Origin of the sequence: Stenotrophomonas sp. AN71 (assembly GCF_050435725.1) — a bacterium.
Lineage (GTDB): Bacteria > Pseudomonadota > Gammaproteobacteria > Xanthomonadales > Xanthomonadaceae > Stenotrophomonas.
In genome coordinates, this window is record NZ_JBNDKU010000007.1 from 53,695 (window position 1) to 78,355 (window position 24,661).

At 68.1% G+C, this 24,661-nt stretch carries 23 protein-coding genes; 7 read left to right on the top strand and 16 right to left on the bottom strand.

The window, feature by feature from the left end:
• Window positions 1-62 precede the first annotated feature (62 nt).
• Entirely contained in the window at window positions 63-1,424 is a 1,362-nt protein-coding gene (locus ABH900_RS12470) for an Hsp70 family protein (protein WP_429623196.1), read from the bottom strand.
• Between the two features lie 181 nt (window positions 1,425-1,605).
• On the opposite strand from ABH900_RS12470, the gene ABH900_RS12475 reads away from it, so the two are divergent.
• Window positions 1,606-1,941 (top strand): zinc ribbon domain-containing protein YjdM, encoded by a 336-nt coding sequence (locus tag ABH900_RS12475; protein ID WP_429623197.1) that lies wholly within the window; start codon window positions 1,606-1,608, stop codon window positions 1,939-1,941.
• Window positions 1,942-1,948: 7 nt separating this feature from the next.
• On the opposite strand, the gene ABH900_RS12480 is transcribed toward ABH900_RS12475, so the two are convergent.
• Complete coding sequence (locus ABH900_RS12480; RefSeq protein WP_429623198.1) at window positions 1,949-3,094, bottom strand: tetratricopeptide repeat protein; 1,146 nt, start codon at window positions 3,092-3,094, stop codon at window positions 1,949-1,951.
• Window positions 3,095-3,323: 229 nt separating this feature from the next.
• Here ABH900_RS12480 and ABH900_RS12485 point away from each other — a divergent pair, with 229 nt between their 5' ends.
• The 4 genes from ABH900_RS12485 to ABH900_RS12500 all read left to right on the top strand — a co-directional run bounded on the left by ABH900_RS12485 (window position 3,324) and on the right by ABH900_RS12500 (window position 6,187).
• Window positions 3,324-3,926 (top strand): HD domain-containing protein, encoded by a 603-nt coding sequence (locus ABH900_RS12485; protein ID WP_429623200.1) that lies wholly within the window; start codon window positions 3,324-3,326, stop codon window positions 3,924-3,926.
• A gap of 48 nt (window positions 3,927-3,974) precedes the next feature.
• Window positions 3,975-4,148, top strand: coding sequence for an oxidoreductase-like domain-containing protein (locus ABH900_RS12490; RefSeq protein ID WP_429623201.1), 174 nt, complete (start codon window positions 3,975-3,977; stop codon window positions 4,146-4,148).
• Entirely contained in the window at window positions 4,145-4,762 is a 618-nt protein-coding gene (locus ABH900_RS12495) for a DUF998 domain-containing protein (RefSeq protein ID WP_429623203.1), read from the top strand. Before ABH900_RS12490 ends, ABH900_RS12495 begins: the two co-directional genes overlap by 4 nt.
• 78 nt (window positions 4,763-4,840) lie before the next feature.
• Window positions 4,841-6,187: a virulence factor family protein gene (locus ABH900_RS12500; protein ID WP_429623205.1), complete on the top strand. Its 1,347-nt coding sequence runs from the start codon at window positions 4,841-4,843 to the stop codon at window positions 6,185-6,187.
• Window positions 6,188-6,345: 158 nt separating this feature from the next.
• Here the strand turns inward: ABH900_RS12500 and mprF are convergent, their stop codons facing one another.
• On the bottom strand, window positions 6,346-8,910 hold the full coding sequence (gene mprF / locus ABH900_RS12505; protein ID WP_429623206.1) for a bifunctional lysylphosphatidylglycerol flippase/synthetase MprF: 2,565 nt from the start codon (window positions 8,908-8,910) through the stop codon (window positions 6,346-6,348).
• Between the two features lie 193 nt (window positions 8,911-9,103).
• On the opposite strand from mprF, the gene ABH900_RS12510 reads away from it, so the two are divergent.
• Window positions 9,104-9,451: a RidA family protein gene (locus tag ABH900_RS12510; RefSeq protein WP_005418155.1), complete on the top strand. Its 348-nt coding sequence runs from the start codon at window positions 9,104-9,106 to the stop codon at window positions 9,449-9,451.
• A gap of 13 nt (window positions 9,452-9,464) precedes the next feature.
• Here the strand turns inward: ABH900_RS12510 and rnfB are convergent, their stop codons facing one another.
• The 9 genes from rnfB to ABH900_RS12555 form a co-directional block, all read right to left on the bottom strand.
• Window positions 9,465-9,917: an Rnf electron transport complex subunit RnfB gene (rnfB, locus tag ABH900_RS12515; RefSeq protein ID WP_429623207.1), complete on the bottom strand. Its 453-nt coding sequence runs from the start codon at window positions 9,915-9,917 to the stop codon at window positions 9,465-9,467.
• A gap of 25 nt (window positions 9,918-9,942) precedes the next feature.
• A complete protein-coding gene (locus ABH900_RS12520) occupies window positions 9,943-10,533 on the bottom strand; it encodes an HAD family hydrolase (RefSeq protein ID WP_429623408.1) in 591 nt (196 codons plus the stop codon).
• A 78-nt stretch (window positions 10,534-10,611) separates the two neighbouring features.
• Window positions 10,612-12,708, bottom strand: a complete 2,097-nt coding sequence (metG, locus tag ABH900_RS12525; RefSeq protein WP_429623209.1) for a methionine--tRNA ligase — start codon at window positions 12,706-12,708, stop codon at window positions 10,612-10,614.
• A 102-nt stretch (window positions 12,709-12,810) separates the two neighbouring features.
• Window positions 12,811-13,254 (bottom strand): DUF2147 domain-containing protein, encoded by a 444-nt coding sequence (locus ABH900_RS12530; protein ID WP_429623211.1) that lies wholly within the window; start codon window positions 13,252-13,254, stop codon window positions 12,811-12,813.
• 361 nt (window positions 13,255-13,615) lie between these two features.
• On the bottom strand, window positions 13,616-14,020 hold the full coding sequence (gene gloA2 / locus ABH900_RS12535; protein ID WP_429623213.1) for an SMU1112c/YaeR family gloxylase I-like metalloprotein: 405 nt from the start codon (window positions 14,018-14,020) through the stop codon (window positions 13,616-13,618).
• Window positions 14,017-15,087, bottom strand: a complete 1,071-nt coding sequence (locus tag ABH900_RS12540; protein ID WP_429623214.1) for a serine hydrolase domain-containing protein — start codon at window positions 15,085-15,087, stop codon at window positions 14,017-14,019. Before ABH900_RS12540 ends, gloA2 begins: the two co-directional genes overlap by 4 nt.
• A gap of 16 nt (window positions 15,088-15,103) precedes the next feature.
• Window positions 15,104-17,056, bottom strand: coding sequence for a DUF885 domain-containing protein (locus ABH900_RS12545; protein ID WP_429623215.1), 1,953 nt, complete (start codon window positions 17,054-17,056; stop codon window positions 15,104-15,106).
• Between the two features lie 94 nt (window positions 17,057-17,150).
• Window positions 17,151-17,936, bottom strand: coding sequence for a queuosine precursor transporter (locus ABH900_RS12550; protein WP_429623216.1), 786 nt, complete (start codon window positions 17,934-17,936; stop codon window positions 17,151-17,153).
• Window positions 17,933-18,616 carry a DUF502 domain-containing protein gene (locus tag ABH900_RS12555; protein ID WP_429623217.1) on the bottom strand — a complete coding sequence of 228 codons (684 nt, stop codon included), beginning with the start codon at window positions 18,614-18,616 and terminating at the stop codon, window positions 17,933-17,935. Before ABH900_RS12555 ends, ABH900_RS12550 begins: the two co-directional genes overlap by 4 nt.
• Before the next feature lie 76 nt (window positions 18,617-18,692).
• Between ABH900_RS12555 and ABH900_RS12560 the strand changes: the two genes are divergently transcribed.
• Entirely contained in the window at window positions 18,693-20,009 is a 1,317-nt protein-coding gene (locus tag ABH900_RS12560) for a hypothetical protein (protein WP_429623218.1), read from the top strand.
• Between the two features lie 10 nt (window positions 20,010-20,019).
• Here the strand turns inward: ABH900_RS12560 and ABH900_RS12565 are convergent, their stop codons facing one another.
• The 4 genes from ABH900_RS12565 to ABH900_RS12580 all read right to left on the bottom strand — a co-directional run bounded on the left by ABH900_RS12565 (window position 20,020) and on the right by ABH900_RS12580 (window position 24,632).
• Entirely contained in the window at window positions 20,020-20,736 is a 717-nt protein-coding gene (locus tag ABH900_RS12565) for a hypothetical protein (RefSeq protein WP_429623219.1), read from the bottom strand.
• A 47-nt stretch (window positions 20,737-20,783) separates the two neighbouring features.
• Window positions 20,784-21,236, bottom strand: a complete 453-nt coding sequence (locus ABH900_RS12570) for a DUF4442 domain-containing protein (protein ID WP_429623220.1) — start codon at window positions 21,234-21,236, stop codon at window positions 20,784-20,786.
• Window positions 21,237-21,309: 73 nt separating this feature from the next.
• On the bottom strand, window positions 21,310-22,935 hold the full coding sequence (locus ABH900_RS12575) for a CHASE2 domain-containing protein (protein ID WP_429623221.1): 1,626 nt from the start codon (window positions 22,933-22,935) through the stop codon (window positions 21,310-21,312).
• Entirely contained in the window at window positions 22,932-24,632 is a 1,701-nt protein-coding gene (locus tag ABH900_RS12580; RefSeq protein ID WP_429623222.1) for a FecR domain-containing protein, read from the bottom strand. The genes ABH900_RS12575 and ABH900_RS12580 overlap by 4 nt, the downstream gene beginning before the upstream one ends.
• Window positions 24,633-24,661: the final 29 nt, after the last annotated feature.

The window sequence follows — 24,661 nt, forward strand, 5'->3', positions numbered from 1 at the left end:
CCGGTGGAAGGTGCAGCAGGGTTCTAGCCGACCAAGGGTAACTTAGACCGCGTAACGTTTTGTTAATCCTGGCTGGCCGCCGCCAGTGCCAGGCCCTGGACCACGCCCAGCGAGGGCTCGCCGTGGACCATGCGGGCCCCCGGGAAGGCCTCGGCCACGGCCTGGCGCAGGTAGCCGGCGCGGGACATGCCGCCGGTCAGGAACACCGCATCCGGGTCGCCACCGATGTCGCTGCGGACCTGGGCCAGCAGTTCGCGGATCTGATCCAGATAGCCATGGGCGGCGGCGGCCAGACCGTCGGCACTGCTGTCGGCGTGCAGGTCGCGCGCGATGTAGTCCAGGTGGCTGCGGTGCTCATGGGTGGCGCTGAGGGCGATCTTGGCGCGTTCGACGTCGCGGTACAGGCGGGCGGTATTGCCGGTGTCCTGCAGGGCCTGCAGGCGCGCGCCCCACGGTTCGTCGACGTGGTCGTACTTGTGCTGGCGGAAGTCGCGCTGGCGGGTCATGTCCTGCACGGTGGCCGCTTCCACGTAGTGATGGGCCGGCACGCGGGTGATGCCGCGGCCGAACAGCGGCATGTAGCTGGACAGGCTCAGCGCCAGGTCGATGTCGGTGCCGCCACGGGCGATGCCCCAGGCGCGGTGGATGCGCGGGGCCGCCTCGCCGCCAACCTCGGCGTGGGCGATGTCGGTGGTGCCGCCGCCGATGTCGACGATCACCGCCTGGTGCCGTTCACGGCTCTCGGCGTGGTAGTGCATCGCGGCGGCGGCCGGTTCTTCGAGGAAGTCGATGTGGTCGAAGCCAGCCTGGGTGGCGGCCTCGCGCAGGATGTCCAGCGCCTGCGCGTTGCCGGCCTCGCCGATCGAGCTGCGGAACTGCACCGGGCGGCCGAGCAGGGCGGCGCGCAGCGGCTGGCCGAGCTGGGCGCTGGCGGTCAGCCGGATGTGTTCGAGGATGTGCGCGGCGATACCGGTGATGGTCTGCTTCGCGCGCGGGTGCAGGTTGTAGCCGAGCATCGATTTCGGGCTCTGCACCAGGTTGCCTTCGTGTTCCTCGAAGTAGGCTTCCAGCGCATCGTCACCGTAGACCGCGTTCTGCAGCAGGTCGCTGGCGCTGCGCTCCTTGCCGGCGCGGGCTTCCATCCATTCGCGGCGCAGCGCGCGCAGGGCTTCGCGGCGCAGGGCCTGCGGCGTGCGTTCCTGGCCGGCGGCGCGGGCCGCGCGCGCCGCGCTGTCGACCATCTGCTGCAGCTGGTGCTCCTGCCCGTCATCGAGCTGGAAGTCGTCCGGGTCGGGCACCACGCCTGGGAAATACACGCTGGTGCGGAACTGCTCGGCGTCGCCGAAGCGGATCGGCAGCAGTTTCCCTTCATGCACGATGGCGGCGGCGGAATTGCTGGTACCGAAGTCGATGCCGAGGCGCATGGGAAGTTCCGGGGGCGATCAGGGGCCGCGCACTCTGCTGCAGTTCGCTGCCGACTGCAAGTTCCAGCGGTGTCCTGCTCCGGATCGGATCAGGCCGGCAGCCGGGTGCCGGCCCGGGAAAGGGGCGGGGTGGCCGGGCGGTTACAATGGCCGCTGTTGATTCACTTTGAGGTACTTGCTGATGTCTTCTGTCCCCGCCTGCCCGCAGTGCACCCTGGAAAACACCTATGCCGATGGCGCGCTGTGGATCTGCGCCGACTGCGGTTTCGAATGGACCGCCGAGGACGGTGCCGGTTCGACCCTGGTGGTGCGTGACAGCAACGGCAACACGCTGCAGGCCGGTGACACCGTCACCGTGATCAAGGACCTGAAGGTGAAGGGCTCTTCGATTCCACTCAAGCAGGGCACCGTGATCCGCAACATCCGCCTGGTCGAGGATGACGCCGAACACATCGAAGGCAATTCGGACAAGATCAAGGGGCTGGTGCTGAAGACCTGCTTCCTCAAGAAGGCCTGAGCAGCCTTCAGCGCCGGGCCTGCTGCTGCGCGCGCCAGCGTGCCAGGCTGTCCAGCTTGGACTGGTAGCGCGCCTGCTGCGATGCACCGCCCAGTTCCTGCGCGCGCAGCAGTTCGCGGTCGGCACGGGTGAGCTGGCCGGCCAGGAAATACACCCGCGCCAGCCCGAAGTGGAACTGGTGCGCGGTGTCGTACAGGCGCACGGCCTGCCGGTAGTAGCGGATCGCGTCGTCCAGCTGGCCGGCGCGTTCGGCCTGCGCGCCGAGCATGTACTGGGTGAACGGGTCCTCGCGCTGCACCGAACGCAACCGCTGTTCCAGCGACTGTGCCTGCGCGGTCATGCCCAGCGTGCGGTACAGCGTGCTGGCATTGTTCAGTGCAGCGTCCTGGCGCCCGTCCAGGCGCAGGGCCGTTTCCAGTGCGCGGCGTGCGGCGCCGGTATCGCCGCTGCGGTTTTCCAGCACGCCCAGGTTGTTCCAGGTGGCGGCGAAGCTGCTGTCCTGCACCAGCGCGGCGCTGAAGAACGTGCGTGCGCCGGCGAGATCGCCGCTGGCCATGCGCTCGGCCCCGCGGTTGTTGTAGAAGTGCGCCAGCGCCCGCGCCTGGCTGATCGGTTGTGGGCCGCGGCGGTCGTACAGCACGTTGCGGTCCAGATCGACGGTGGCGAAGCGACCTCCGAAACCGACGCCGGCATTGACGTGGCCGACGGTGTAGACCAGCCCCTGGTCCTGATCCTGGTACCAGGACACCACCTGGCCGACTTCCTGCACGCGCGCCTGGATGCCGGCCTCGCGTGCCAGTGCGACGAACATCAGGGTGAAGGCCAGGCAATTGGCGCGCCGCTGTTGCCAGATCTCACTGACGGTCAGGGTCGCGTCGGCGTCGTACTGCAGGTCCATGCCATGGCGGTCGAAGATCATCTCCACCAGCGCCTGCAGGTGTTGCTCGCGTGAGTAGCCGCGATTGATCACCTGCGTGCGCAGCATGTCGCGCATCGCAGGTGGAATCGCAAATACCTGCTGCGGCGAAGGAAGGGCGACGGTCGCGGCGGTGCTTGCCGTGGGGGCGGGCCCGGCAACATCCAGGGCGAGCGCCGATGGCGCAGACAGTGTGGCCAGCGCAATCAGGAGAGAGCGGGCGGCAGGACGGTGCATGACGGTTCCCGGCGGCGGCGGGCGCTCCCGCCTGAGGCGAGTGTAGACCTGTGCACGGAGCGCCGCAGCGACCGTTGGTCGGCCCGCGGGTTCATCCACAATCGATGTGGACCAGCGCTCGACAAAGCTGTGGACAACCGCGTTGCCGCCTACTGCGGTGGGCGTTGTGATTGCGTGGTGAAAAAAACGTCAGCTTGCCCGGCGCCGACGCAGGCGGGATGATCGGCGCATGGACTTTTCTCCGCTCACGCTTGCTCCGGCACAGTGGCAGGCACTACAGGACAGCTACGCAGCGCCGCCACGGGCCTATCACCACTTCGGCCATGTGCGCGCGGTGCTGCAGCACTGCCAGGAGGTGGCCGAGGGCCCAGGCTGGGAGCAGCCGGCCGAGGTCTACCTGGCCGCGCTCTATCACGATGCGGTCTACCAGGCCGGACGCAAGGACAACGAGGCGCGTTCCGCGCAGCTGGCCGTGCAGGCGATCGCGCAGGCGCCGGAACTGGCGGGCGTCGATGCCGGCCGGGTGGAGCAGTTGATCCTGCTGACCGCGCAGCATGGGGGGCTCGGCCCGGAGGATGTCGATGCCGAGGCTGCGCTGTTCCTGGACTGCGACATGGCGATCCTGGCCGCGCCGGAGCCGGTGTTCGCCGCCTACGACCGCGGCGTGGCCGAAGAGTACAAAGGAGTGGTACCGGGCTTCCTGTACCGGGCCGGGCGTCGCCGTTTCCTGCAGGGCCTGTTGCGGGCGCCGCGCATCTTCCTCAGCGATTTCTTCCATCAGCGCCTGGACGCGGCGGCGCGTGAGAACCTGCGCCGACAGCTGGGCCGCTGAGTCGCCCCGTTACACTGGGGGCCTGTATTCCAGATAGCGCGTGCCCCTGTGTCAGTCCCTGATCCCGATCCCCGTCCGCTGCCACCGGAAGAACCCGGCCCCAACGAATGCTGTGGCAGCGGCTGCCCACTGTGCGTGCTGGATCTGTATGCCGACGAGCTGCAGCGCTACCGCAAGGCATTGGCGGAATGGCAGGCGCGGCACCCGGAGGCGACACAATGAACCGTGCGCGTCCGGCGGCAATGTTGGCCGGGGCGGCGTTGCTGCTGTTCGTGGTGACCGCGCTGTGGACCCAGTTCGCCCGCACCGACCTGGACTGGGTGCAGGCCACGCTCAGCCTTTACCTGCATGGCCCCTGGGGGCTGGCATTGCGCGCGGCGTACTGCCTGCTGGCACTGGCGATCGCGGTGCTCGGCATCGCCGTGTACCGTGACAGCGTCGGGCCACGCCGCAGCGCCGCCGCACCGTTGTTGTTCACCGTATCGGCGCTGGGCCTGGCCACGGTTGCCATCGGTGACAGCTGGCTGCCCCAGGCGACACCGCTGCTGGCACCGTTGATCCACGGGCTGGCGGCCAACACCGCGTTCCTGTGCGCCAGCGTCGGCATGCTGCTGCAGGCCTGGTATCTGCGTCGTGAGCCGGGCTGGCAGTCTGCGGCCGGGCTGCTCTGGGGCTGGGCCTGGCTGGCGTTCGTGCTGCTGTGGCTGCACGTGCTGTGGCGCGCCGGGCCGCCACGCGGCGTGGGGCAGAAGGTGGTGATCGCGGTGATCGTGGGCTGGCTGGTGTATCTGGCGCTGGCGTTGTACCGCCGCAGCCGCCGCGGCCGGGCCTGCTGAAACCCCAACGGCCGGGACCGGTACGTGCCGTGCACGCGGCGTCAGCGTATCGTGTGCGCATTCCACCGGGGATGCGATATGAAGCGTGCAGGGCTGGGCAGGGCAATGGGTGTGGTGCTGGCGCTGGCCGCGCTGCCGGCAACGGCGGCGGCGACCGCACAGCAGTTCAGCCATGGGCGATTCGAGCAGATTCCGGTGCACATGCCGGCAGGAACGCCGCAGCGTGTGGTGATCTGGTTCCATGAGCCGAGCGCCGGTGGCGATACCAGCCGCCTGCCGATCGAGGCCCTGCGCGCCGACGGCGCCATGGTCGCTGCGGTGGACATCGCGCACCTGCGTGGCGTACTCAAGCGTGAGGGCGACCCGAGCTGCTCGTTCGGTTCCGGCGACGTCGAGAACTTCTCGCGCTGGTTGCAGGCATCCCTGCATCTGCCCGGTTACCACCTGCCGCTGGTGGGCGGTGATGGCGAAGGCGCCGAACTGGCGTATTCGCTGGCGGCGCAGGCCGACACCCAGGTGTTCGCCGGCCTGCTGACCACTGGTTTCTGCCCGGACCACAATCACGAGCGCATGGTCTGCGGTGATGGCGTGAAGCACAACAAACTGCAGCCTGCCGAACTGAATTTCCCGTGGTTGAGCGCGGCCGGTGATCATGGCTGCAAGGTGGGCCAGGCCAGCCAGTTCGTGCAGCAGGTGGCGATGGCGCGCGAGTTCAAGCGCACCGCCCATGGCGATGCCTCACCGGGCCTGGTCGCTGCGGCGCGGGTGATGGGCGCGCAGGTCGGGGTCAGCCTGGCGCCACCGCCGGCCGCACTGAAGGGGCTGCCCGTCGTGGAAATGCCGGCCACCGGCTCGGGCGATACGCTGGCGGTGTTCGTTTCCGGCGACGGCGGCTGGGCCGGCCTGGACAAGGATGTGGCGTCTTCGCTCAACGAACATGGCGTTGCCGTGGTCGGCATCGATTCGCTGCGCTACTTCTGGAGCGAGCGCACGCCGAAGGGCTTTGCCGGCGACCTGCAGAAGATCATCGACCACTACCGCCAGCAGTGGCACCGCGACAAGGTGATGCTGATCGGCTTCTCGCAGGGCGCCGATGTGCTGCCGGCCACCATCAACCAGCTCGATGCCAGCACCCGCAGCGCGCTGGATCGCATCGTGCTGCTGTCGGTGGGCAAGAAGGCCGACTTCGAATTCCATGTCAGCAACTGGCTGGGCGGTGGCGGCGACGGCCTGCCGATCGCACCGGAAGTGGCCAGGCTGCCGGCGGGCAAGACCCTGTGCGTCTATGGCCAGGACGACGACGACGCGCTGTGCCCCGGCCTGCCGGCCAACGACGGCGTGCAGAAGGTGAAGCTGCCGGGCGACCATCATTTCAATGGTGATTACGACCGGCTGGCCGAAGTGATCCTCAAGGGCGGCGCCTGACGTTCATGTAGCGTCGAGCCATGCTCGACGGACGTTGGTAGACGCCGACCTTGGTCGGCGCCGGGGCCTGCAACACCATGGGATGCGGCGTGTCGACCAAGGTCGACACCTACCAGGCGATGTGTAGCGCCGGGCCATGCCCGGCGAGATGCGGCTCGTCAGTTCCGCCGCGGGTCCAGCGAGATCAATCGCGTGGCATCCAGCAGTGCAGCTGGCAGGTGCATGCCGCCCGGCGCGGCCAGGTAACGCGGCCGCCATTGCGGATCGAACTTCGACTTGAAGCGGCGCAGCCCACTGAACCCGTAGAAGCGTTCGCCATGCCGTGCCAGCAGGCCGGCCAGGCGGTTCCAGCGGCCCGCCAATCGATGCTGGGCCAGGCCCGACAGCGGCGCCATGCCCAGCGAGAAACGCGCATAACCCTGCGCGCGGCCCCACAGGAACAGCTCGATGAAGAGGAAGTCCATGGTGCCCTTCGGTGCCTCGTTGACGTGGCGCATCAGGTCGACGGACAGCTCGGCACCGGCCGGTGCCTGCCACAGGTTGGCAAAAGCCACGATCTGGCCTTCAGCCTCGACCAGCGCCACCGGGAAGCGCACCAGGTAATCCGGGTCGTAGCTGCCCAGCGAGAAGCCTTTCTCGTCGCCGGCCTTGTCTTCCAGCCAGGCGTTGGAGATCGCATGCAGGCGCGGCAGCAGGCTGGGAATGTCCTCCACCGGCGCCACGCGGAATGACAGTCCGCTGCGCTTGCCGCGGTTCCAGGCCTGGCGCAGGTCGGCGCGCTCGCGCCCTTCCAGGCCGAAGTCGTGCAGCGGCACGATCGCTTCCTCGCCCAGCTTGACCAGGCCGAGGCCGAGGTCGAGATAGGTCTGCCAATAGGTTTCGCCGACCTGGTAGAACACCGGGCGCAGGCCCAACCGGTCGGCTTCTTCGCGGAAACGCCAGATCAACGCGCGCGCGACGTCCGGTGGGCCGACCGGATCGCCCATCGCGATCAGCGAGCCGCCATAGCGCTGCATCATCACGAAGCCCTGTTTCGCATCGTCGCGCAGCACCGCCTTGTCGGCGGTCAGCACCAGGCAGGCCTGCGTGTCGGTAGCGCTGGCCAGCACCGGCATCAGCGCTTGCAGCGTGGCCTCATCGGCGGCCGGCAGCGGGCTGCGCGTGCTGTGCAGCAGGCGTGCCAGGCCGAACATCACCAGCGCGATGGCCACCACCAGCAGTGCACGCAGCGCACGTGGGGCGTTGCCGGACACCGCGAATTCCCACCACAACTCGTTCTGGTACTCGACATGGCTGTAGGTGAAGAACAGCAGCCAGGTGACCGCGACCAGCACCAGGCCGAGGTTACGCAGCCACGGCCACGACCACGCCTCATCCAGCAGCGCGCCCTGGCGGTAGAACTCGCGGCGTGCTGCCCACAGCGCCATCGCCACCAATACCGCAGAGACCGCGATCAGTGGCTGGCCGCCGCGCAGCCACAGCGGCAGCGGGGTGATCACGCACACCGCCATCGCCAGCATCCACGCCGCATGGCTGCGACGGGCCAGGCCTTGGCCGATCAGCAGCAATGCAACGCCGCTGAGGCTGCCGATCAGGTGCGAGGTTTCCAGGATCGGCAGCGAGGCGTTGACCAGATGGCGGCGTGGTGTGGGCAGCGTGCCGTCGATGACCAGCGCGGCACCGATGCTGAACACTGCCAGCGCGATGATCTGCGGCAGCCAGGGGCGCAGCGCGTTCCAGCCGGCGCGGGTGGCCCCGGCGCTGGCCTGCAGCGGCTGCCGCAGGGCGGGGGCCAGTGCGAGCAGCGTGGCCAGCACCAGCGGCAACACGTAATAGGTGACGCGGTAGATCAGCGCAGCGGCGAGGACCGCTGCCGGTGCGACCTGCGGCAGCAGTTTCAGCAGGCTCCACTCGAACACGCCGAGGCCGGCCGGCACGGTCGAGATCAGCCCGGCCAGCACTGCGACCAGGTACAGGCCGACGAAGCCAGGCAGGCCGGTCGGGGTGGAGTCGGGCAGCAGCACATAGAACGCGGCACTGGCCAGCACCAGCTCGATGACGCTGAGCACGGTGACGCCGATCATGGTGCGGCGGTCGGGCAGCCACAGGGCATGGCCGAACACGCTGAACTGGCGCCCGTCGCGGCCGACCAGCAGCAGGGTGGCCGCATAGGCGAGCAGGGCGATGATGCCGACCACGCGCACCGCGTCAGGATCCAGTGGCAAGGCCAGTGCCGCCGCCGCCGGTTCCATGCACAGCGCCACACTGATCAGCAGCCACGCACCGAACACGAAGCCGAGCGTGCTCATCAGCACCACCTGGCCGATCTGCGCCAGATCCAGGCCGGCGGTGCGGTAACCGCGCAGGCGCACGGCGCCACCGGTCAGCGCGGCAAAGCCCACGGTCTGGCCCAGGGTATGGGCCAGGAAGGCGGTGATGCCGATGCGCGCCGGATGCACGCGGATGCCGCTGCGGCGCAGGCCGATGGCATCGAAGCCGATCAGGCAGGCATAACTGGCCAGGCCCAGCACGACGGTCAGCGCGATCTGCGTACCGCTGAGCTGATGGAAGGCGTGGCGAATGGCGCGGTAGCCATTCTCATCGAACTCATTGGCCAGGCCGTGCAGGGCCAACGCGAGGATCAGCAGGGGAACGACGATGGTGAGGACCCGCTTCCATGCCGGGGTGGAGGGAGCGGTGGCGGGGTCGGTGGCTTCGGTCATCGGCGCAAGGGTGCGTCAGGAGGGGCGAGGGCGGTGTCAACGCGGGCGTGGCGCATCGTGCGCCTGTCGCTGGCATTTGACCAGCACGGGTGTCGGAAGCCGGTAGTGACGGTGCGTGGACGGCGCTCCCTGCACCCATCGTTGACTGCTTTGGAGGACAATGCAGGTCTGATCACCCGCAGGAGACACGCCCATGATGGAGCGTTACGACGTCGGACCGCGCATGTCCGAAATGACCGTGTACAACAAGGTCGCCTACCTCTCCGGCCAGATTCCGGAAGACACCAGCCAGGACATCACCGGACAGACCCGGCAGGTGCTGGCCGAGATCGACAAGCTGCTGGCGCTGGTGGCCAGTGATCGCCAGCACGTGCTGCGCGCCGAAGTGTTCCTGGCCGACATCGCCGACTTCGACGGCATGAACAAGGCATGGGACGAGTGGGTGGTCGAGGGCGCGACCCCGGCCCGCGCAACGTTCGAAGCCAAGCTGGCCCACGCCGAGTGGAAGGTCGAGATCGTGGTGACGGCGGCAGTACCGTAACCGTCGTGCGGGGTCAGATCCCTTTTCTGTTGGAAACGGGATCTGACCCCTGTTGCACGGGCAGCAGCTCGATGCAGTCCACCGGGCACGGTGGAATGCACAGCTCGCAGCCGGTGCACAGATCGGCAATCACGGTGTGCATGTACTTGGCGCCGCCGACGATGGCATCCACCGGGCAGGCCTGGATGCATTTGGTGCAGCCGATGCAGTCGGCTTCCACGATCAACGCCACCTGCGGTGGCTTGTGCTCGCCGCGCGAACGATCGAATGGCACTGCAGGCACGCCCAGTACCTGCGCCAGTGCACGCGCTCCGGCATCGCCACCGGGCGGGCAGCGGTCCACGCCCGTCTCGCCGCGCGCCATCGCCTGTGCGTACGGGCGGCAGCCGTCGTAGCCGCATTGCCCGCATTGGGTCTGCGGCAACAGGCGGTCCAGGCGTTCGGTCAGGGGCGGAATCAGGCTCATGCGTGGCGAAGGCTGCGCGTTGGGGTTACTTCAAGGGTTTGCCGCGGAACCAGCGTTCGTGGGCCAGCGCCAGCATCGGCCGGTCCTCGGAACTGTCACCGTAGGCATGGATGCGCACGTAGCGCGACAGATCGAACTGGCGGCGGATGTGCTCGACCTTGCGCGGGCCGCAGTCGCCGCCGGCATAACGACCGGTCAGGCGGCCGTCCTGGCTTTCCAGCCGGTTGCAGATCAGCAGCAGGCCCAGTGATTCGCACCACGGGCGCAGGTAGAGATCCAGCGAACCGGACACGATCACCACGGTGTGCTGCTGTTCCTTGTGCCAACGGATCTGTTCCAGCATCTCCGGGCGTACCACGTCGGGCAGGAACTCACGCGAGAAGCCGGCGGCCAGGGTGGCGATATCGTCGCTGTGGCGGTCGCTGAAGGTCAGGCGGGTGACGCGGGCGCGGATGCGCTCGGCCGAGATCAGCTTCAACTTGTACGCGGCCAGCCACGGGCCGATTTTCCACCACGCCTGCGCCAGCTGTTCGGCAGTGGCCACGCGGCGCAGGAAACGGCCATAGGTATCGCAGGTGGTCACGGTGTGGTCGAAGTCGAACAGCGCCAGTTCCATTCCGTTGCCTTCCATCGCATTGCCTCCCGCGGCCGGTGGTGCCGGCGGGCGCGGCCGTGGCCACGCCCGCTGCGGGCATCAGCGGACCGGCATGCCCGGCTGTGCGCCGCTGTCGGCGTCCAGCAGCGCCAGCGCGCCGCCGTCGAAACCGGCCGACAGGATCATGCCTTCGCTCAGGCCGAAGCGCATCTTGCGCGGGGCCAGGTTGGCGATGAACACCACGCTGCGGCCCACCAGCGTTTCCGGCTCGCCGTAGCTGCCGCGGATGCCGGAGAAGATCTGGCGCTTGCCCAGCTCGCCGGCGTCCAGTTCGAAACGCAGCAGCTTGTCCGAGCCGTCCACGAACTCGCACGCCACCACCTTGCCGATGCGCAGGTCAAGCTTGGCGAAGTCGTCGATGCCGATGTAGGCCGGAGCATCGGTGCTGTTCGCTTCGTCCTTGGCCGGTGCGGGTGCAGCCGGCTTGGCGGCCTTTACCGGGGATGCGTCGGCCTTGGCGGCGGGGGCGGCAGCGGTGGCCGGCTGCAGGGTGTCCTTGGAGGCGTCGATCATGGCGTCAATCTTCTTCGGGTCGATACGGGTGAACAGCGGGGTGTAGTCGGTGATGCGGTGGCCCAGCAGCGGCTGCGCCAGGTCGGTCCAGTCGTTCACCGGCGCTGCCAGGAACGCCTCGGCCTGCGTGGCGGTGGACGGCAGCACCGGCTTCAGGGCGGTGACCAGCACGCGGAACAGGTTCAGGCCCTGGCTGCACACGGCCTGCAGCTGCGCATCGGCACCTTCCTGCTTGGCGATCACCCACGGCTTGACGTCGTCGATGTAGCGGTTGGCTTCGTCGGCCAGGGTCATGGTCAGGCGGATCGCCGCGGCCGGGTCGTTGCGCTCGTAGGCTTCACGGATCGGCGCCAGGCCGTCGACGAAGCGCTGGTACTGAGCGGCATCGGGCAGCTGCGCGGCCAGCAGGCCGTCGAAGCGCTTGCTGATGAAACCGGCGCAGCGGCTGGCCAGGTTGACGAACTTGCCAACCAGGTCGGCGTTGACGCGGGCAATGAAGTCACCCAGGTTCAGATCGAGATCGTCGACGCCGCCGCCGGACTTGGCGGCGTAGTAGTAGCGCAGCGCTTCCGGTTCCAGCCCGGCATCGAGGAAGGTCCGGGCCATCACGAAGGTGCCGCGCGACTTGCTCATCTTGGCGCCGTCCACGGTCAGGTAACCGTTGACGTGCAGGCGGGTCGGCGCGCGGTGGCCGGTGCCGTGCAGCACCGCCGGCCAGAACAGGCCATGGAAATTGACGATGTCCTTGCCGATGAAGTGGTGCAGCTCGGTGCTGGTGCCGGCGCGCAGGTGCGCCTCGAAGTCCTCGCCGATCTTCCCGCACAGGGTCTGGAAGCTGGACAGGTAGCCGATCGGCGCGTCCAGCCAGACGTAGAAGTACTTGCCCGGCTGGCCGGGAATCTGGAAACCGAAGTACGGCGCATCGCGCGAGATGTCCCAAGCGCGCAGGCCACCTTCGGCATTGAGCCACTCACCCAGCTTGGCCTTCACGCCCGGCAGGGCGACGTCGCCGGCCAGCCAGTCGCGCAGGAACGCATCGAAATGCCCCACCTCGAAGAAGAAGTGCTCCGAATCGCGCATTTCCGGCGTGGCACCGGAGATCACCGAACGCGGTTCCTTCAGGTCGGTCGGCGCATAGGTGGCGCCACATACTTCGCAGTTGTCGCCGTATTGGTCGGGGCTGCCGCAGTTCGGGCAGATGCCTTTGACATAGCGGTCGGGCAGGAACATGCCCTTGGCGGGGTCGTAGAACTGCGCCACCGAGCGGCGGCTGATGTGCCCGGCCGCTTCCAGCTTGAGGTAGAACTGCTCGGTCAGCGCCTGGTTGGCGGCCGAGTTGGTCGAGTCGTAGTGGTCGAAGGCCACGCCGAACGCGGCGAAGTCACGTTCGTGGCTTGCCTGGATGTTGGCGATGAAGGCTTCCGGGGTGACCCCGGCCTTTTCCGCGGCCAGCATGATCGGCGTGCCGTGGGTGTCGTCGGCGCAGACGAACCAGGCCTTGCCGCCGCTCATTCGCCGCGCGCGCACCCAGATGTCAGCCTGGATGTAGCCGACCAGGTGGCCCAGATGCAGCGGGCCGTTGGCGTAGGGCAGGGCGGTGGTGACGAGCGCGGTACGGGTCATGGTCGCGGGGTGGATCCGAGGGGAACCGCAGATTATCGCATGCCCGCAACGACGTGACCCGGCCGGAGCCGGGTCACGGGGGGGCAACGTGGGCCCGGGCGGTTACTCGCGCACCCAGGTCTGGGTACGGCAGATGAAGGCGATGCAGCCGGCCACGTCCAGCTTGGTGCCGCCGGTCTGCAGTTCCATCTTCGACTTGTAGGTCTTGCCGTTGGCCGGGTCGAGAATGGTGCCGCCGGACCACTTGCTGCCGCCGTCGGACTTCAGATTCCAGAGGATGGTCATGCCCTTGACCGGCTTGTTCTTGTTGGGGCCTTCGCAGCCATCACAGACCGGGTTGGGGCCCTTGTCCGAGTGCAGGATCTCGACCACCTTGCCGGTCAGCGTGCCGTTGGCGGCCTGGCTGATCTCGACGATCGACTTCACCTTGCCGGTCTTGTCGTCGATGGTCTTCCAGCGGCCAGCGGCACTGTCGGCAGCCTGCGCCGAGAGCGCGGCCAGGCACAGCGGCAGCGCCAGCAGCAGGGTCTTGAAGGTCTTGCGCATGGTCCCCTCCCAGGGTTCATTCCGGCACGATGCCGGTACGGGTCGACTGTATACCCATTCGGCGGGGTATGGGGAAGGGGGCTTTGCAGGGCTGCGCCCTGCACCCGCCGAGGCGAAGGCAACGGCAACGTCAAAAGCCAGCATCCCGTGGGAGGGCGGGGCACTGCGGGTTCGCGGGGACGCCGTAAACCCGTCCATGGGGGCTTGGTCGCCGCATCCATACGGCTCACACCCCGCAAACCCACAGTGCCCCGCCGTCGACAGGCTCCGGCGATCTGTCGGTTCCGCTGCCGTTGGTAGGTGTCGACCTCGGTCGACACGGTAGATCCACGCCATGCGTGGATGAGGCTTTCCGTGGGCCTCAACCGACTTCGTACAGCTCCAGCGGCAGGCCGTCGGGGTCTGCGAAGAAGGTGAAGCGGGCGCCGGTGTATTCATCCACGCGGATCGGTTCGCAGGCCACGCCGTGCGTGGCCAGGCGCTGGATGAAGGGTTCCAGTGCGGCTACCCGGAACGCCAGGTGGCGCAGGCCCTGAGCTTCCGGGCGGCTGGGCCGCGGCGGCGGTGAGGGGAAGGAGAACAGCTCCAGCTGGCCACCGTCGGGCAGGGCCAGGTCCAGCTTCCAGGAGTCGCGTGCGGCACGATGGTGCTCGGCCAGCACGCGCAGGCCAAGGATGCGCACGTAGAAATCCTTCGAGCGCGCGTAGTCGCTGCAGATCAGTGCGGCGTGGTGGATGCCCAGCAGGGCGTCGGCAGGGTCGGTCATTGCAGGGTGTCCAGCCAGCGCTGGGCGATCTTCTGCGCCAGTGCATAGGGTTCGGGGGCGTTGCGGTTGGTCAGCACGATCACCGTCAGGTGCTTTTCTGGATGGCGCACGATCACGTTGCGGAAGCCGATGCTCTCGCCGCTGTGCCATTGCACCGGGCCATTCAGACGCCAACCGAAGCCGTAATACGGCACATCCGGTTCGGGCGTCGGTGTGGCCGGGCTGAACATCGCGTGGCGCGAGGTCTTCGACAACAGGCGATCGTCGTACAGCGCCGCATCCCAGCGGGCGAGGTCGTCCAGCGAGGAATAGATGCCGCCATCGCCAAGCACAGCGCTGGTGGGGCTCTGGTCGGTTCGCTGCCAGTGGCCGTCGATCAGGCTGTAGCCGTAGGCACGCGCAGCCACCGTATCGACACCGTCCTGGTGGGCCACGGTGTGGGCCATGCCCAGCGGGCGGAAAATGCGTTGCTGAAGGAAGGTGGCGAAGTCCTGACCGGAGGCACGGCCGACGATCAGTGCCAGCAGGGCATAGCCACTGTTGCTGTAACGGTACTGGGTGCCAGGCGCGAAGTTCAGGCGGTCTTCGCGCGACAGGAGGGCCAGCACGTCGGCGTCATGCACCTGGCGCCGGTCGGCCGGGTCCATCAGGTCTTCGTAGTCGAGCAGGCCGCCGGTATGCGAGAGCAGCTGGCGGATCGTGATGGTCGCTGCCGCCGGCGGCAGCTCGGGCAGCCACTGCCGCGCCCGCTGGTCCAGGCCCAGCCGGCCGTCTTCAACCAGCAACAGCACCGCCGCAGCGGTGAACTGCTTGCTGATCGAGGCCAGCCGGAAACTGCTGGCCGTAGTCACCAGGCTGCCGTCCTCCACCACCGCCAGGCCGTAGCCACGTCGGAACACTGGTTGCCCGTCGCGCAGCGCCAGTACTGCAGCGCCGGGAACCTGGCCGTCGTAGGCCTGCATCAGGCCATCAATGCCCGCATCCGGTGGGGTCAGCACCGGGGCGGCAGAGGTTGCCAGCGGCAGCAGGCCCAGCACGACGGCAAACAGGGCGGCGGCAGGGCGCATGGCGGCTCCGGAAGGGTCAGGGTGAAGGCGTGGACGTGGGCGTGGGCGCAGCACTGGTGGGCTGCGCCATCCAGCGTTCCATCTTGCGGTCCAGCACATCCAGTGGCATCGAACCGTCCTTCAGCAGTTCGGCGTGGAAACGGCGCAGATCGAAGGCCGCACCCTGGCGCGCCTTGGCCTTGTCGCGCAGGGCGACGATGGTGGTCAGGCCGGCCACGTTGGACAGCGCCTGGCCGGGCTGGGCCATGATCCGCTCGACTTCCGCGTTGGCGTCGTCGCTGCTCATGTCCACAGTCTTCTGCAGGTAGGTGACGGCCTGCTGCTTGCTCCAGCCCTGTGCGTTGACGCCGGTATCGGCCACCACGCGCGCGGCGCGCAGCAGGCGCGAATACAGGTAGCCGATGCGGTCGTAGGGATCGGTGTAGATGCCCAGGTCCTCGCCCAGCGTTTCGGCGTACAGGCCCCAGCCTTCGACGAAGGCGAGATCGCCGCCGAGGCGACGGAAGCGTGGCAGCTTGGCCAGCTCCTGCTGAAGGCCCAGCTGCACGTGGTGGCCGGGGATCGCTTCGTGCAGGTACTGCACCGGAATGTTCCAGCGCTTGCGGCTGGGCAGGTCGCGGGTATTCACGTACAGCACTCCCGGTTGCCCGGCCGCAGACGGCTGATAGGCCGCTGCGGCGGCGGTCAGCGCACGCTCCGGTTCCACTGCGCGCACTTCCAGCGTCGACTTGGGCAGCGTATCGAGTACCTGCGGCAGGCGTGCGTTGACCTGCTGCTGCACCTGTCGGTAACGGTTGATCAGTGCGCTGGCATCGCCGTACTGGAACTGACGGTCGTTGCGCATGCTGCGCAGCAGCTTGGTCGGCGTGCCGCGCAGCTTGGCATCCTTCATCACCGTGGCGATCTGCGCCTGCAGTTCCTGCACGCGCTGCTCGCCCAGCGCGTGCAGCTGCGCGGCGGTCTGGTTGCTGGCCGTGGTCTGCACGATCAGGTTGGCGTACCAGGCCTGGCCATCGGGCAGTGCACCCAGGCCGCTGCTGGCGCGCGTGGCCGGCAGGTATTCGGTGGCGATGAATCCACGCAGGGCACGGTAGGCCGGCATGATGCGCAGTTCGATCATGCGCTTGTACTCGGCGCTGATGCGTGCCTTGTCTTCGGCCGAGATGGTGTTGGGCATGGTGCGGATCGGCGACCAGAAGATGCTCTCTTCGGCGCTCGGCTTGATCACCGCATCCAGCTGCGGCAGCACCTTTTCCATCAGGTCGCGCGGCTGTACCACGCCGGCCTTCACGCCCTGGCGCATATTGTCGATGGCCTGGTCGAACAGCTCGGGAATACCCAGCGAACGGCGCGACCAGGTGTCGTAGTCCTGCACGGTGTTGAACGGTTGCGCGCCGGCACCTGCACCGAGGATCGCCATGATGCTGCCGATGTTGTAGTACTGGCTGATAGGCATCATCCAGCTCGGGTAGCGCTCGGCGGCCAGCGAGGCGCGCGCGTCGCGCACGAAGATCTCGTAGCTGAGCAGGTCCTGGCCCTGCAGGCCGTCACTGCCGAGTTTCTCGACCTTGCCCAGCCATTGCGTGGTGAAGTCGTGCGACTGCTGGCGCCAGGTGGCGGACAGGATGTTGGGCAGCTGGTCGTTGTAGCGCAGCTCGCCCTGGAAGGTGGCCTGCAGCGGGTTCAGCCGCATCGAGGCATCCCAGTATTCGTCGTACAGGCGCTCCAGCTGCACCTGCTTGGGCACGGCACGGGCCGCGGCGACCGGACGCGGCGCGGCGCGGCGCGCCGAGCTGCCGCGGGCCGGCGCGGTGGCCCGGGCGGGCTTGGCCTTGGGTTTGGCGGCTTGGCGGGTTTGCGCAGCGGCAGGGCGGCTGGCCTTCTTCTTCGCTGCTTCGGCCGACGGCACGGCGCTGAACAGGAACAACGCGGCGATGGCGACGGCCAGGGCGCGGGGGGAATGCGGCATCAGGAGCTTCCGTGGAACACAGACCGTGGAGCTTGCACGATCCGGCCGCGTACGGCCAGCGTGAAGGCGCAGTCAGCTTGCCTCCGCTGGGGCTTCAGTCAGCCGCCGCGGCTGCACGCAATGCAGCGGCGCGGTCCGTGCCCAGGTAACGGGTGATCGCGCGCCGCATCAGATACAGCAACGGGATCAAGGCGATCGCAAAGCCCATCTTGTAGATGTAGTTGACGCTGCTGACTGCCAGGAACAGCGACGTCGGCCAGTGCTGCGGGCCGAGCACGAAGGCGATCCAGATCACCACGAAGCTGTCCACCACCTGCGAGATCGCGGTCGAGCCGGTGGCACGCAGCCAGACATGGCGCTCACCGGTGGCCTGGCGGATGCGGTGGAACACGGCCACATCGATCAGCTGGCCGAGCAGGAAGGCCACCAGCGAACCGGCGATGGTCCACATGCCCTGGCCGAACACCGCTGCGAATGCCGCCTGGTAGTCCGGCACGCCGTGGCCGTCCATCGAGGTGACCCACCAGCTGGCCGGCGCCAGCGAAATCGCCGCGAACGCGAACAGGAATCCATAGCTGATCAGCACCACCGCCAGCCACGAGATGAAGCGCACGCCGCGCTTGCCGAAGAACTCGTTGATGGTGTCGGTCATGATGAACACCACCGGCCACAGCAGGGTACCGGCGGTGAAGCTGAGCGAGCCGGTCTGGCCGAACAGGTTCCAGTTCAACGGATCGATGCCCAGTGTGTCTTCCAGGGCGAAGATCTTCACCCCGATCAGTTCGGCCAGCACCGCGTTGCCGCAGAAGAACGCGGACAGCACGATGAACAGCAGGACCGCGCGATCCTGCAGTGGGCGCTCGGCCGGCGCCGGGGTCATTCGGTGCGATCGCCTGCGCGGGTGAACGGCACGCTGGAGGGCGCCACCGCGCCGCCGGAAATGATGAAGCTCATGGCCTGGTCGACGGTCCAGTCTGTCGGGGTCAGCAGCTCCACCGGTACGATTTCCAGGTAGCCCGAGGTGGGGTTCGGCGTGGTCGGCACGTACACCGCGGCCAGCTCACGGTCGGTACCCTGCTCCTTGATCACGCGGGTCACCAGCCCGACCGACTTCATGTCACGGTGCGGGAAATCGATCAGCACCACGCGCTGGGTGCTGCCCGGTTCGGTCTGCAGCATGTCCAGCAGCTTCTTGGCGCTGTCATAGATGATGCTGGCCAGCGGAATGCGCTTGATGACTGCACCGACCCAGCGCAGCAGGCGCTGGCCGAGCACGCGGCGGCTGGCCACGCCCACGGCCAGGATCACCAGCAGGGTGGCCAGCAGGGCGATGGTGTCCTGGATCCATTCTGCGCGGACCCAGCCCAGATAGTGGGGGAAGTTTGTCGCGATCTGCTCGGAAAGGGGCACCACCAGCGGGCTGGAAATGCCCGACAGCAGCACGAACACGAACTTGACCACGACCCAGGTCAACCAGATCGGCAGCAGGGTCAGCAGGCCGGTCAGGAACAGGCGCTGCAGTGAGGGGCGGGGAACCAGGGTGGGGGCTTCGAGCGACATGTGCGCATTGTAGCGGCCACCGTGGGTCGATTACGCTCGGGAATCGACTGCGGCAACGACACATGGAAGGGAAGCTGTGTTGAAGATTCTGCGCGGACTGGGCTGGACCGTGGCTGGCCTGCTGGTGCTGGCGATCGTGGTGTGGTGTGCCTCGCGCATGTGGCCGGTGCCCGAGGCGCGGCTGGAGGCACGGCAGCGGTTGCAGGCCCGGTTGCCGGCCAATGGGCATAACGGCTATGCGCTGCTGTGGACGATCGCGTTTGATGACCTGGACACCCGTCAGCGCGAACAGGCGCTGGCCGAGGACCTGCGCCGCTGGGATGCCGATCCACGCGGCGAGGCTGGCGCGCAGACATACCTGGCGGCACTCCATGAAGGGCTGCATTCACGGCCGGCCGCCAGCTGCGGGCCGACGGCCAGCGACTGCCTGGCCCAGGTGCGCGCCGATCCGCAGCGCTTCATCGACGCGCATGCCGGGCACCAGCAGTTGCATGCACGCCTGGATCAGCTGGCCGACGCGGACCACTTCGTATCGCCGTTCCCGCCCAAGGGTGAGGGCATCGTAGTGCCGCTGCCCGTCTACGGGCTGATGGTGGATGCGACCAGCGCACGCGCGCTGGCCTACGTGCAGGGTGATGTCGGCGGTGCCTTGCGCGGCAGCTGTCGTGGGCTGCAGTTGGGCCGCCGGATGGTGCCGGGCGGCAGCTACCTGGTGGACAGCATCATCGGTGCCAGCCTGGTGCAGGCCAATGCGCAGCTGCTGGCCGACATGCTGGTCGAACTGCCGGCGGATCATCCCTTGCCCGCCGAGTGCGAGCAGGCCCTGCAGCCACTGCTGGCTGGCGAGCAGAGCCTGTGTCGGGCAATGCAGGGCGAATATGCGATGAACCAGGCCGGGATCGAGACCGCGGCGCGGGAATTTGGTGGCGTGCTGGTGCTGGACCGCAGCAGTACCCTGGCGCGTGCTGCCGGCAATCTCGGATGGGCCTGCGGGCCGGTGGCCATGGCTGCGCTGGAGGCGGATCGCCCGCTGCCGGTGCCGGCACCGCCGCAACGCGACTTCGGGTGCCTGTCCAACATCATGGGCTGCGTGCTGACCGATATCGCCGGTCCGGTCTATCCCGCGTATTCGTCGCGGACGCAGGATGCTGCGGCGATGGTGCGCCTGCTCGGCGCTCAGCGCTGGCTGCGGCAGCAGGCGGAGGATCCGGTGGATGCGCTGCAGCGTCTGCCTGCAGCGTTCCGCTCATCGGTACGGACACCGCAGGTGTCGGCCGATGGCCGTCGCCTGCAGGTCCCGCGTCGCTCACCGTTGCGCAGCACCGATGAGAGTCCATGGCTGTCGGTGCCCTTGGCGGCCGGTGCGGCGCCCGCAGCGACCGCGCGCGACTGAGCGCCGGCCCTCAGCCGGCGCCGCCCAGCGGATCGAAGCTCCAGCCATCACCGACGCTCTCGAGCGTCCAGCGTTGACGGCCGCGCAGCGGTTCCCAGTGCACGCGTTCCCTGTCGTCCTCGATGCTGCCCTCGGCCCGTTTCACCTTGCGCGTGGAGAAGTTCACGCTCACCGATTCGGTCTGCCCGGAATTGCGCATCGTCGAATTCTGGTCATAGCCGATCAGCACGAAGGCACCGTCCTGCCAGCGGAAGGTGAAGCCAGTCGTGCCCATCGACCAGCTGCCTGCGCTGGAGAACGAAAACAGGGCCACCTTCAGCGTGCCGCGCTGGATGCTGACGCCGCCGTCTTCGAGGGGATCGCTCATCACCGGGCTTTCCGGGCGGGGGATCAGCCGATGGTCCTGCGCCGCCAGCACATAGCCGGATGGGCGCGACCAGGCCACGGCGAGGATGCGCGGGTTGCTGTCGTAGGGCGAGGGGCCCAAGCCATCATGCTCGATGACGTTGCGCGGATCCTGCTGGCGCAGCACCAGCACCAGGTCTGCGCGGCCATCCTGGTCGAGATCGCCTTCGACGCTGGCTTCCAGCGTCCAGCCCTGGGGCACGAAGCCGGCGGCATCGGCAGCCCGTGCCGGCAGTGTCGGGTACTGCACCGGCGGTACATCCAGGGCATGGGCCACGAAGGGAAGGGGGACCAGCAGTGCAGCAAGGGCGTACGGGCGCATCGGAGCCTCCATGGCAGGGACGCGGAGGATAGCGCCAATGCCGCCCGTCAGCGTGCGTGTGGCTTCAGCCGCAGGTAGACCTGCTTGCGTACCTGGGCGACGACCTCGCCGCTGTCATCGACCACATCGTTGCTGAACCAGCGCAGCACCTTGTCTCCACCGGCTGCTTCGGCACGCAGTTCATCCAGCAGTGCCTCGTCGATGCGGAACGACGTGCGCACCGTGCCGCGACCGGGCTTGAGGAAATCGATCGCGCCGGCGCGGTCCCACACGTAGTAGTCGCGGCCGAGCGTGTGCATGAGGCCGAGCATCCAGAACGGATCGGTCATCGCGAACAGGCTGCCGCCGAAATGCGTGCCGACGTAGTTGCGGTTCCAGGGCCGCAGGCGCAATTCCACATCGATCTGCCGGTAGTCGGGCGTGATGCGGGTGACATGGATGCCGGTGAACAGGAACGGCGGCCAGAGGTTGAGGCCGAGGCGGAAGGTGCTGGCTTTCATGCGGGTCCGGGGGCGCGGGACGAGGAGTCCAGTCTAACCATTCGCATGCGTATGTTGTACCCGGCAGTGCGGTTCACGCCGGGCCGTCGATCACGTAGCCGTCGCGGCCGTTGGCCTTGGCCTGGTACAGGGCAGTGTCGGCGCCCTCGACGAAGTGGTGGGGCTGCAGTTCGGCGTCGGGCACGCGGGTGAACACACCGATGGTGAGGGTGACGGCGGCGGCGCTGCCATCGCCCGGCGCCGGCAGGGCACGCACGCAGGCGATCAGGTCCTCGATCACCTGGCGCGCGCCCTCGGCAGGCGTATCCGGCAGCACCAGTGCGAATTCGTCGCCGCCGTAACGCGCGGCCATGTCTCGAGGGCGCCGCGCGTGCGCGCCGATCAGGCGGGCGACATCACGCAGCACGCGGTCACCGACCTGGTGGCCGTGGCGGTCGTTGTGGCGCTTGAAATGATCGACGTCGATCAAGGCCAGGCTCAAAGGCTTGCCACTGCGGCGCGCGGCATTGCACTCCTGCTGCAGCGATTGTTCGAAACGCAGGCGGTTGCCGAGGCCGGTGAGGGCATCGCGGTTGGCCTGGCGGTGCCAGGCCGAGATCCGCCAGATCGCCCAGGCCAGCAGCACCAGCGCCACGCCCAGCATCGCACTGGCCGGTGCCCACCACAGGTTGCCGGTACGCAGCAGCAACCAGCTGAGCAGCGGCGCCGTCGGCAACGAGCACAGCGCGGCAAGCCACGGCAGGCGCAGGCCAAGCAGGAGCACGCACAGCGCCACCAGTACGCCGCTGATGGTGTGTTGCCAGAGGTGTGGCATTACATCGATCTGCTTGTGCTGCAGCAGCATCGAGGCGATGTTGGCCTGGTACTCGCTGCCGCTCATCCAGAATTCGCGGGTGGTCGGGGTCAGCAGGCGCGGGGCAATGCCGCTGGCGGTCATGCCGACCACGATGCGACGGCCATGCAGCATCGCCATGTCGACATGGCCGTCGAGCACGTCGGCATAGGACACCTGCGGCAGCCGTTCCGGCGGCCCGGCGTAGCGCACACGGACATAGTCATCGCGCCGCCATTGATAGGGCGAGCCCACCTCCGGGTGGGGATCGGGCAGGCCCTTCACCGCGCCCGGCGATAGTCCGGCCAGTGCCAGCCCCAGTGCCGGCCAATGCGGCTGGCCAATGCCGGCGCGCAGGTAGACGCCGCGGGCGACGCCATCGCCATCCACTTCGACATCGGTGTGGCCGATTGCTGCGGCACTGGCGGCGATCTGCGGCACCGGCAGCATTTCCTCGGCCATGCGGTCGCCGGCCGCAGGGGCGGCCAGCACCGGCAGCACGACCCGGCCGTTGCGGCGGATCGCCGCGGCCAGCTGATCGTCCTGGCGGCTGTCGCGACGGTCCGGTTCGGACAGCATCAGGTCCAGTGCGACGCGTTCGGCCCCGGCGTCGGTCAAGCGGTCCAGCAGGCGTGCGTGCACCGAGCGCGGCCAGGGCCACTGGCCGATGCGCTGCAGGCTGCCCTCGTCGATGGCCACGATCAGCACGCTGGGGTCGGGCGGGTAGTCCCAGGTTCCGACCAGAGCGTCATAGGCAACCTCGTCCTGCCGCCACAGCCATTGGCCGTGGCTGGCCACGGCGGTCAGTACGCCGGCCAGCACGGCCAGCAGGATCCGCTTCGACCAGGGCAGCGGTGAACGCCTCACAACAACAGCCAGAGCAGCAGTGCGCCTCCGCCGGCGCCGTAGCAGAGGCGGCATGGCAGCGGGATCTGCTGGGCCGGGGAAAACTCGCCGGCATGGCCGTCATCGTCGACGTACTGCACACGCACGTGCAGGGTGCCGCTCCACGGACGCTTGAAACTTACCTGCGGCTGGGCGACGGTTTCGTCCACCAGCGGGGCCTTGAAGTCGCCATGGCGATCCACCTGCACCCGGTAGCGCTGGCCTTCGCTGCCAGCCTGCCAGCGCAGGGTCAGCTCGCCATGCGCAGCCTCCGGTGGTTGCAGCGCCGGGTCCACCGGCTCATTGCTCAGCTGCAGCGGAAGCGCTTGCCCATAGCGTCCCTGGCGGCCTTCGCCATCACGCGAGGCCACGCGCCAGAAGTACTGGCCTGGCGGCAGCGGGTGTGCCAGACGCAGGTCGGTAGCGTGCGTGACCTGTTCCTGCAGCGGCTGCAGGAAGTCCGGTTCGGCGGCGATCTGCAGCACGCTGCTTCGCGCGCCCGGGGCCTGGCTCCAGCGGAAACGCGGGCGGTCGCCGTTGATCGTCTGCCCATGCAGTGGGGCGACCGTCAGTGGCGGTGCCGGCTGGTCGCTCAGTTCGAAGTCGGCGCTGGCATCGAGGCCTTCCACGCCCTGCGCATCGACTGCGCGCAGCAGGATGCGCAGCTGGCCGGGCGGCAGGTCGCCGATCGCCAGTCGGGTATCGGCGGTATTGGCGGCGAACAGCAGGATTTCCGGCGTTGCTGCCTGCACCACTTCCACGCGGTAGTGGTCGGCGCCAGTGACCGGTTCCCAAACCAGCACGGTCGGCAGCGGGGCCAGGCGCAGGTCATCCTTGCGCAGCTGCGGCGCTGGCAGCAGCGCGGAGACCGCCGCAGGAGCTACATCGGCGCTGCTGCTGCGGGTGGCCTGGCCACGCTGGACCAGGCGCTGGCCGTGGGGATTGCCGACCTGCACTTTGCCCTGCAGGACTTCGGTGGCGGCGGTATGGTCGGTATCGCCGGCGCTGACCCGGAACACGGTGCCGCGCACGCTGCTGGTCGCGGTGGGGGCATCGATGATGTAGCGCGAGGCGGGACCGCGCGCCGGGGTCACCCGGTTACTGGCACGGCCCTGCTGCAGGCGCAGGCGGGTATCGACCATGCCGGTGTGGCCGTAGCGGCTGAGCTGGTCCAGGCGCAGGCGCGAATATTCGCGCAGCTGCAGGCGTGACGCATCGGCGAATTCCAGGGTGATGCTGGAATCGGCTTCGGTTTCCACGGTGTCGCCGATACGTAGTTGTTCGCCAGCGCGGATGGCTCGGGTGGCGGCGCCATCGGCACCGGCCAGCTCGACCTTGCCGCGCACCGACAGCACCCGTGCGGGCGCCGGTTCGGTGCGCAGCCAGCTGATCGGGAAGCGCAGCAGCTGACCCGGCGGAAGCTGGTAGGGGTTGTCGATGCGGTTGTGCTGCTGCAGCTGTTGCCAGCGCACGGAAGGCTTCAGGTACTGCCCGCCGAGATCCCACAGGGTATCGCCGGGACGGACCCGGTAGTTCCAGTCCTGTGCGCCGGCGATGGCCGGCAGCAGGAAGAGGGCGCAGAGCAGGGCGCCCGTGAAACGCATGGCGAACGAAACAGAGCGGACGACGGTCACAGTGTGCAATCCCGGCAATGCGGGGGTGCAGCTGCAAGACCCCATGGTCCCGACCTCATCCCCCCGAACGGATC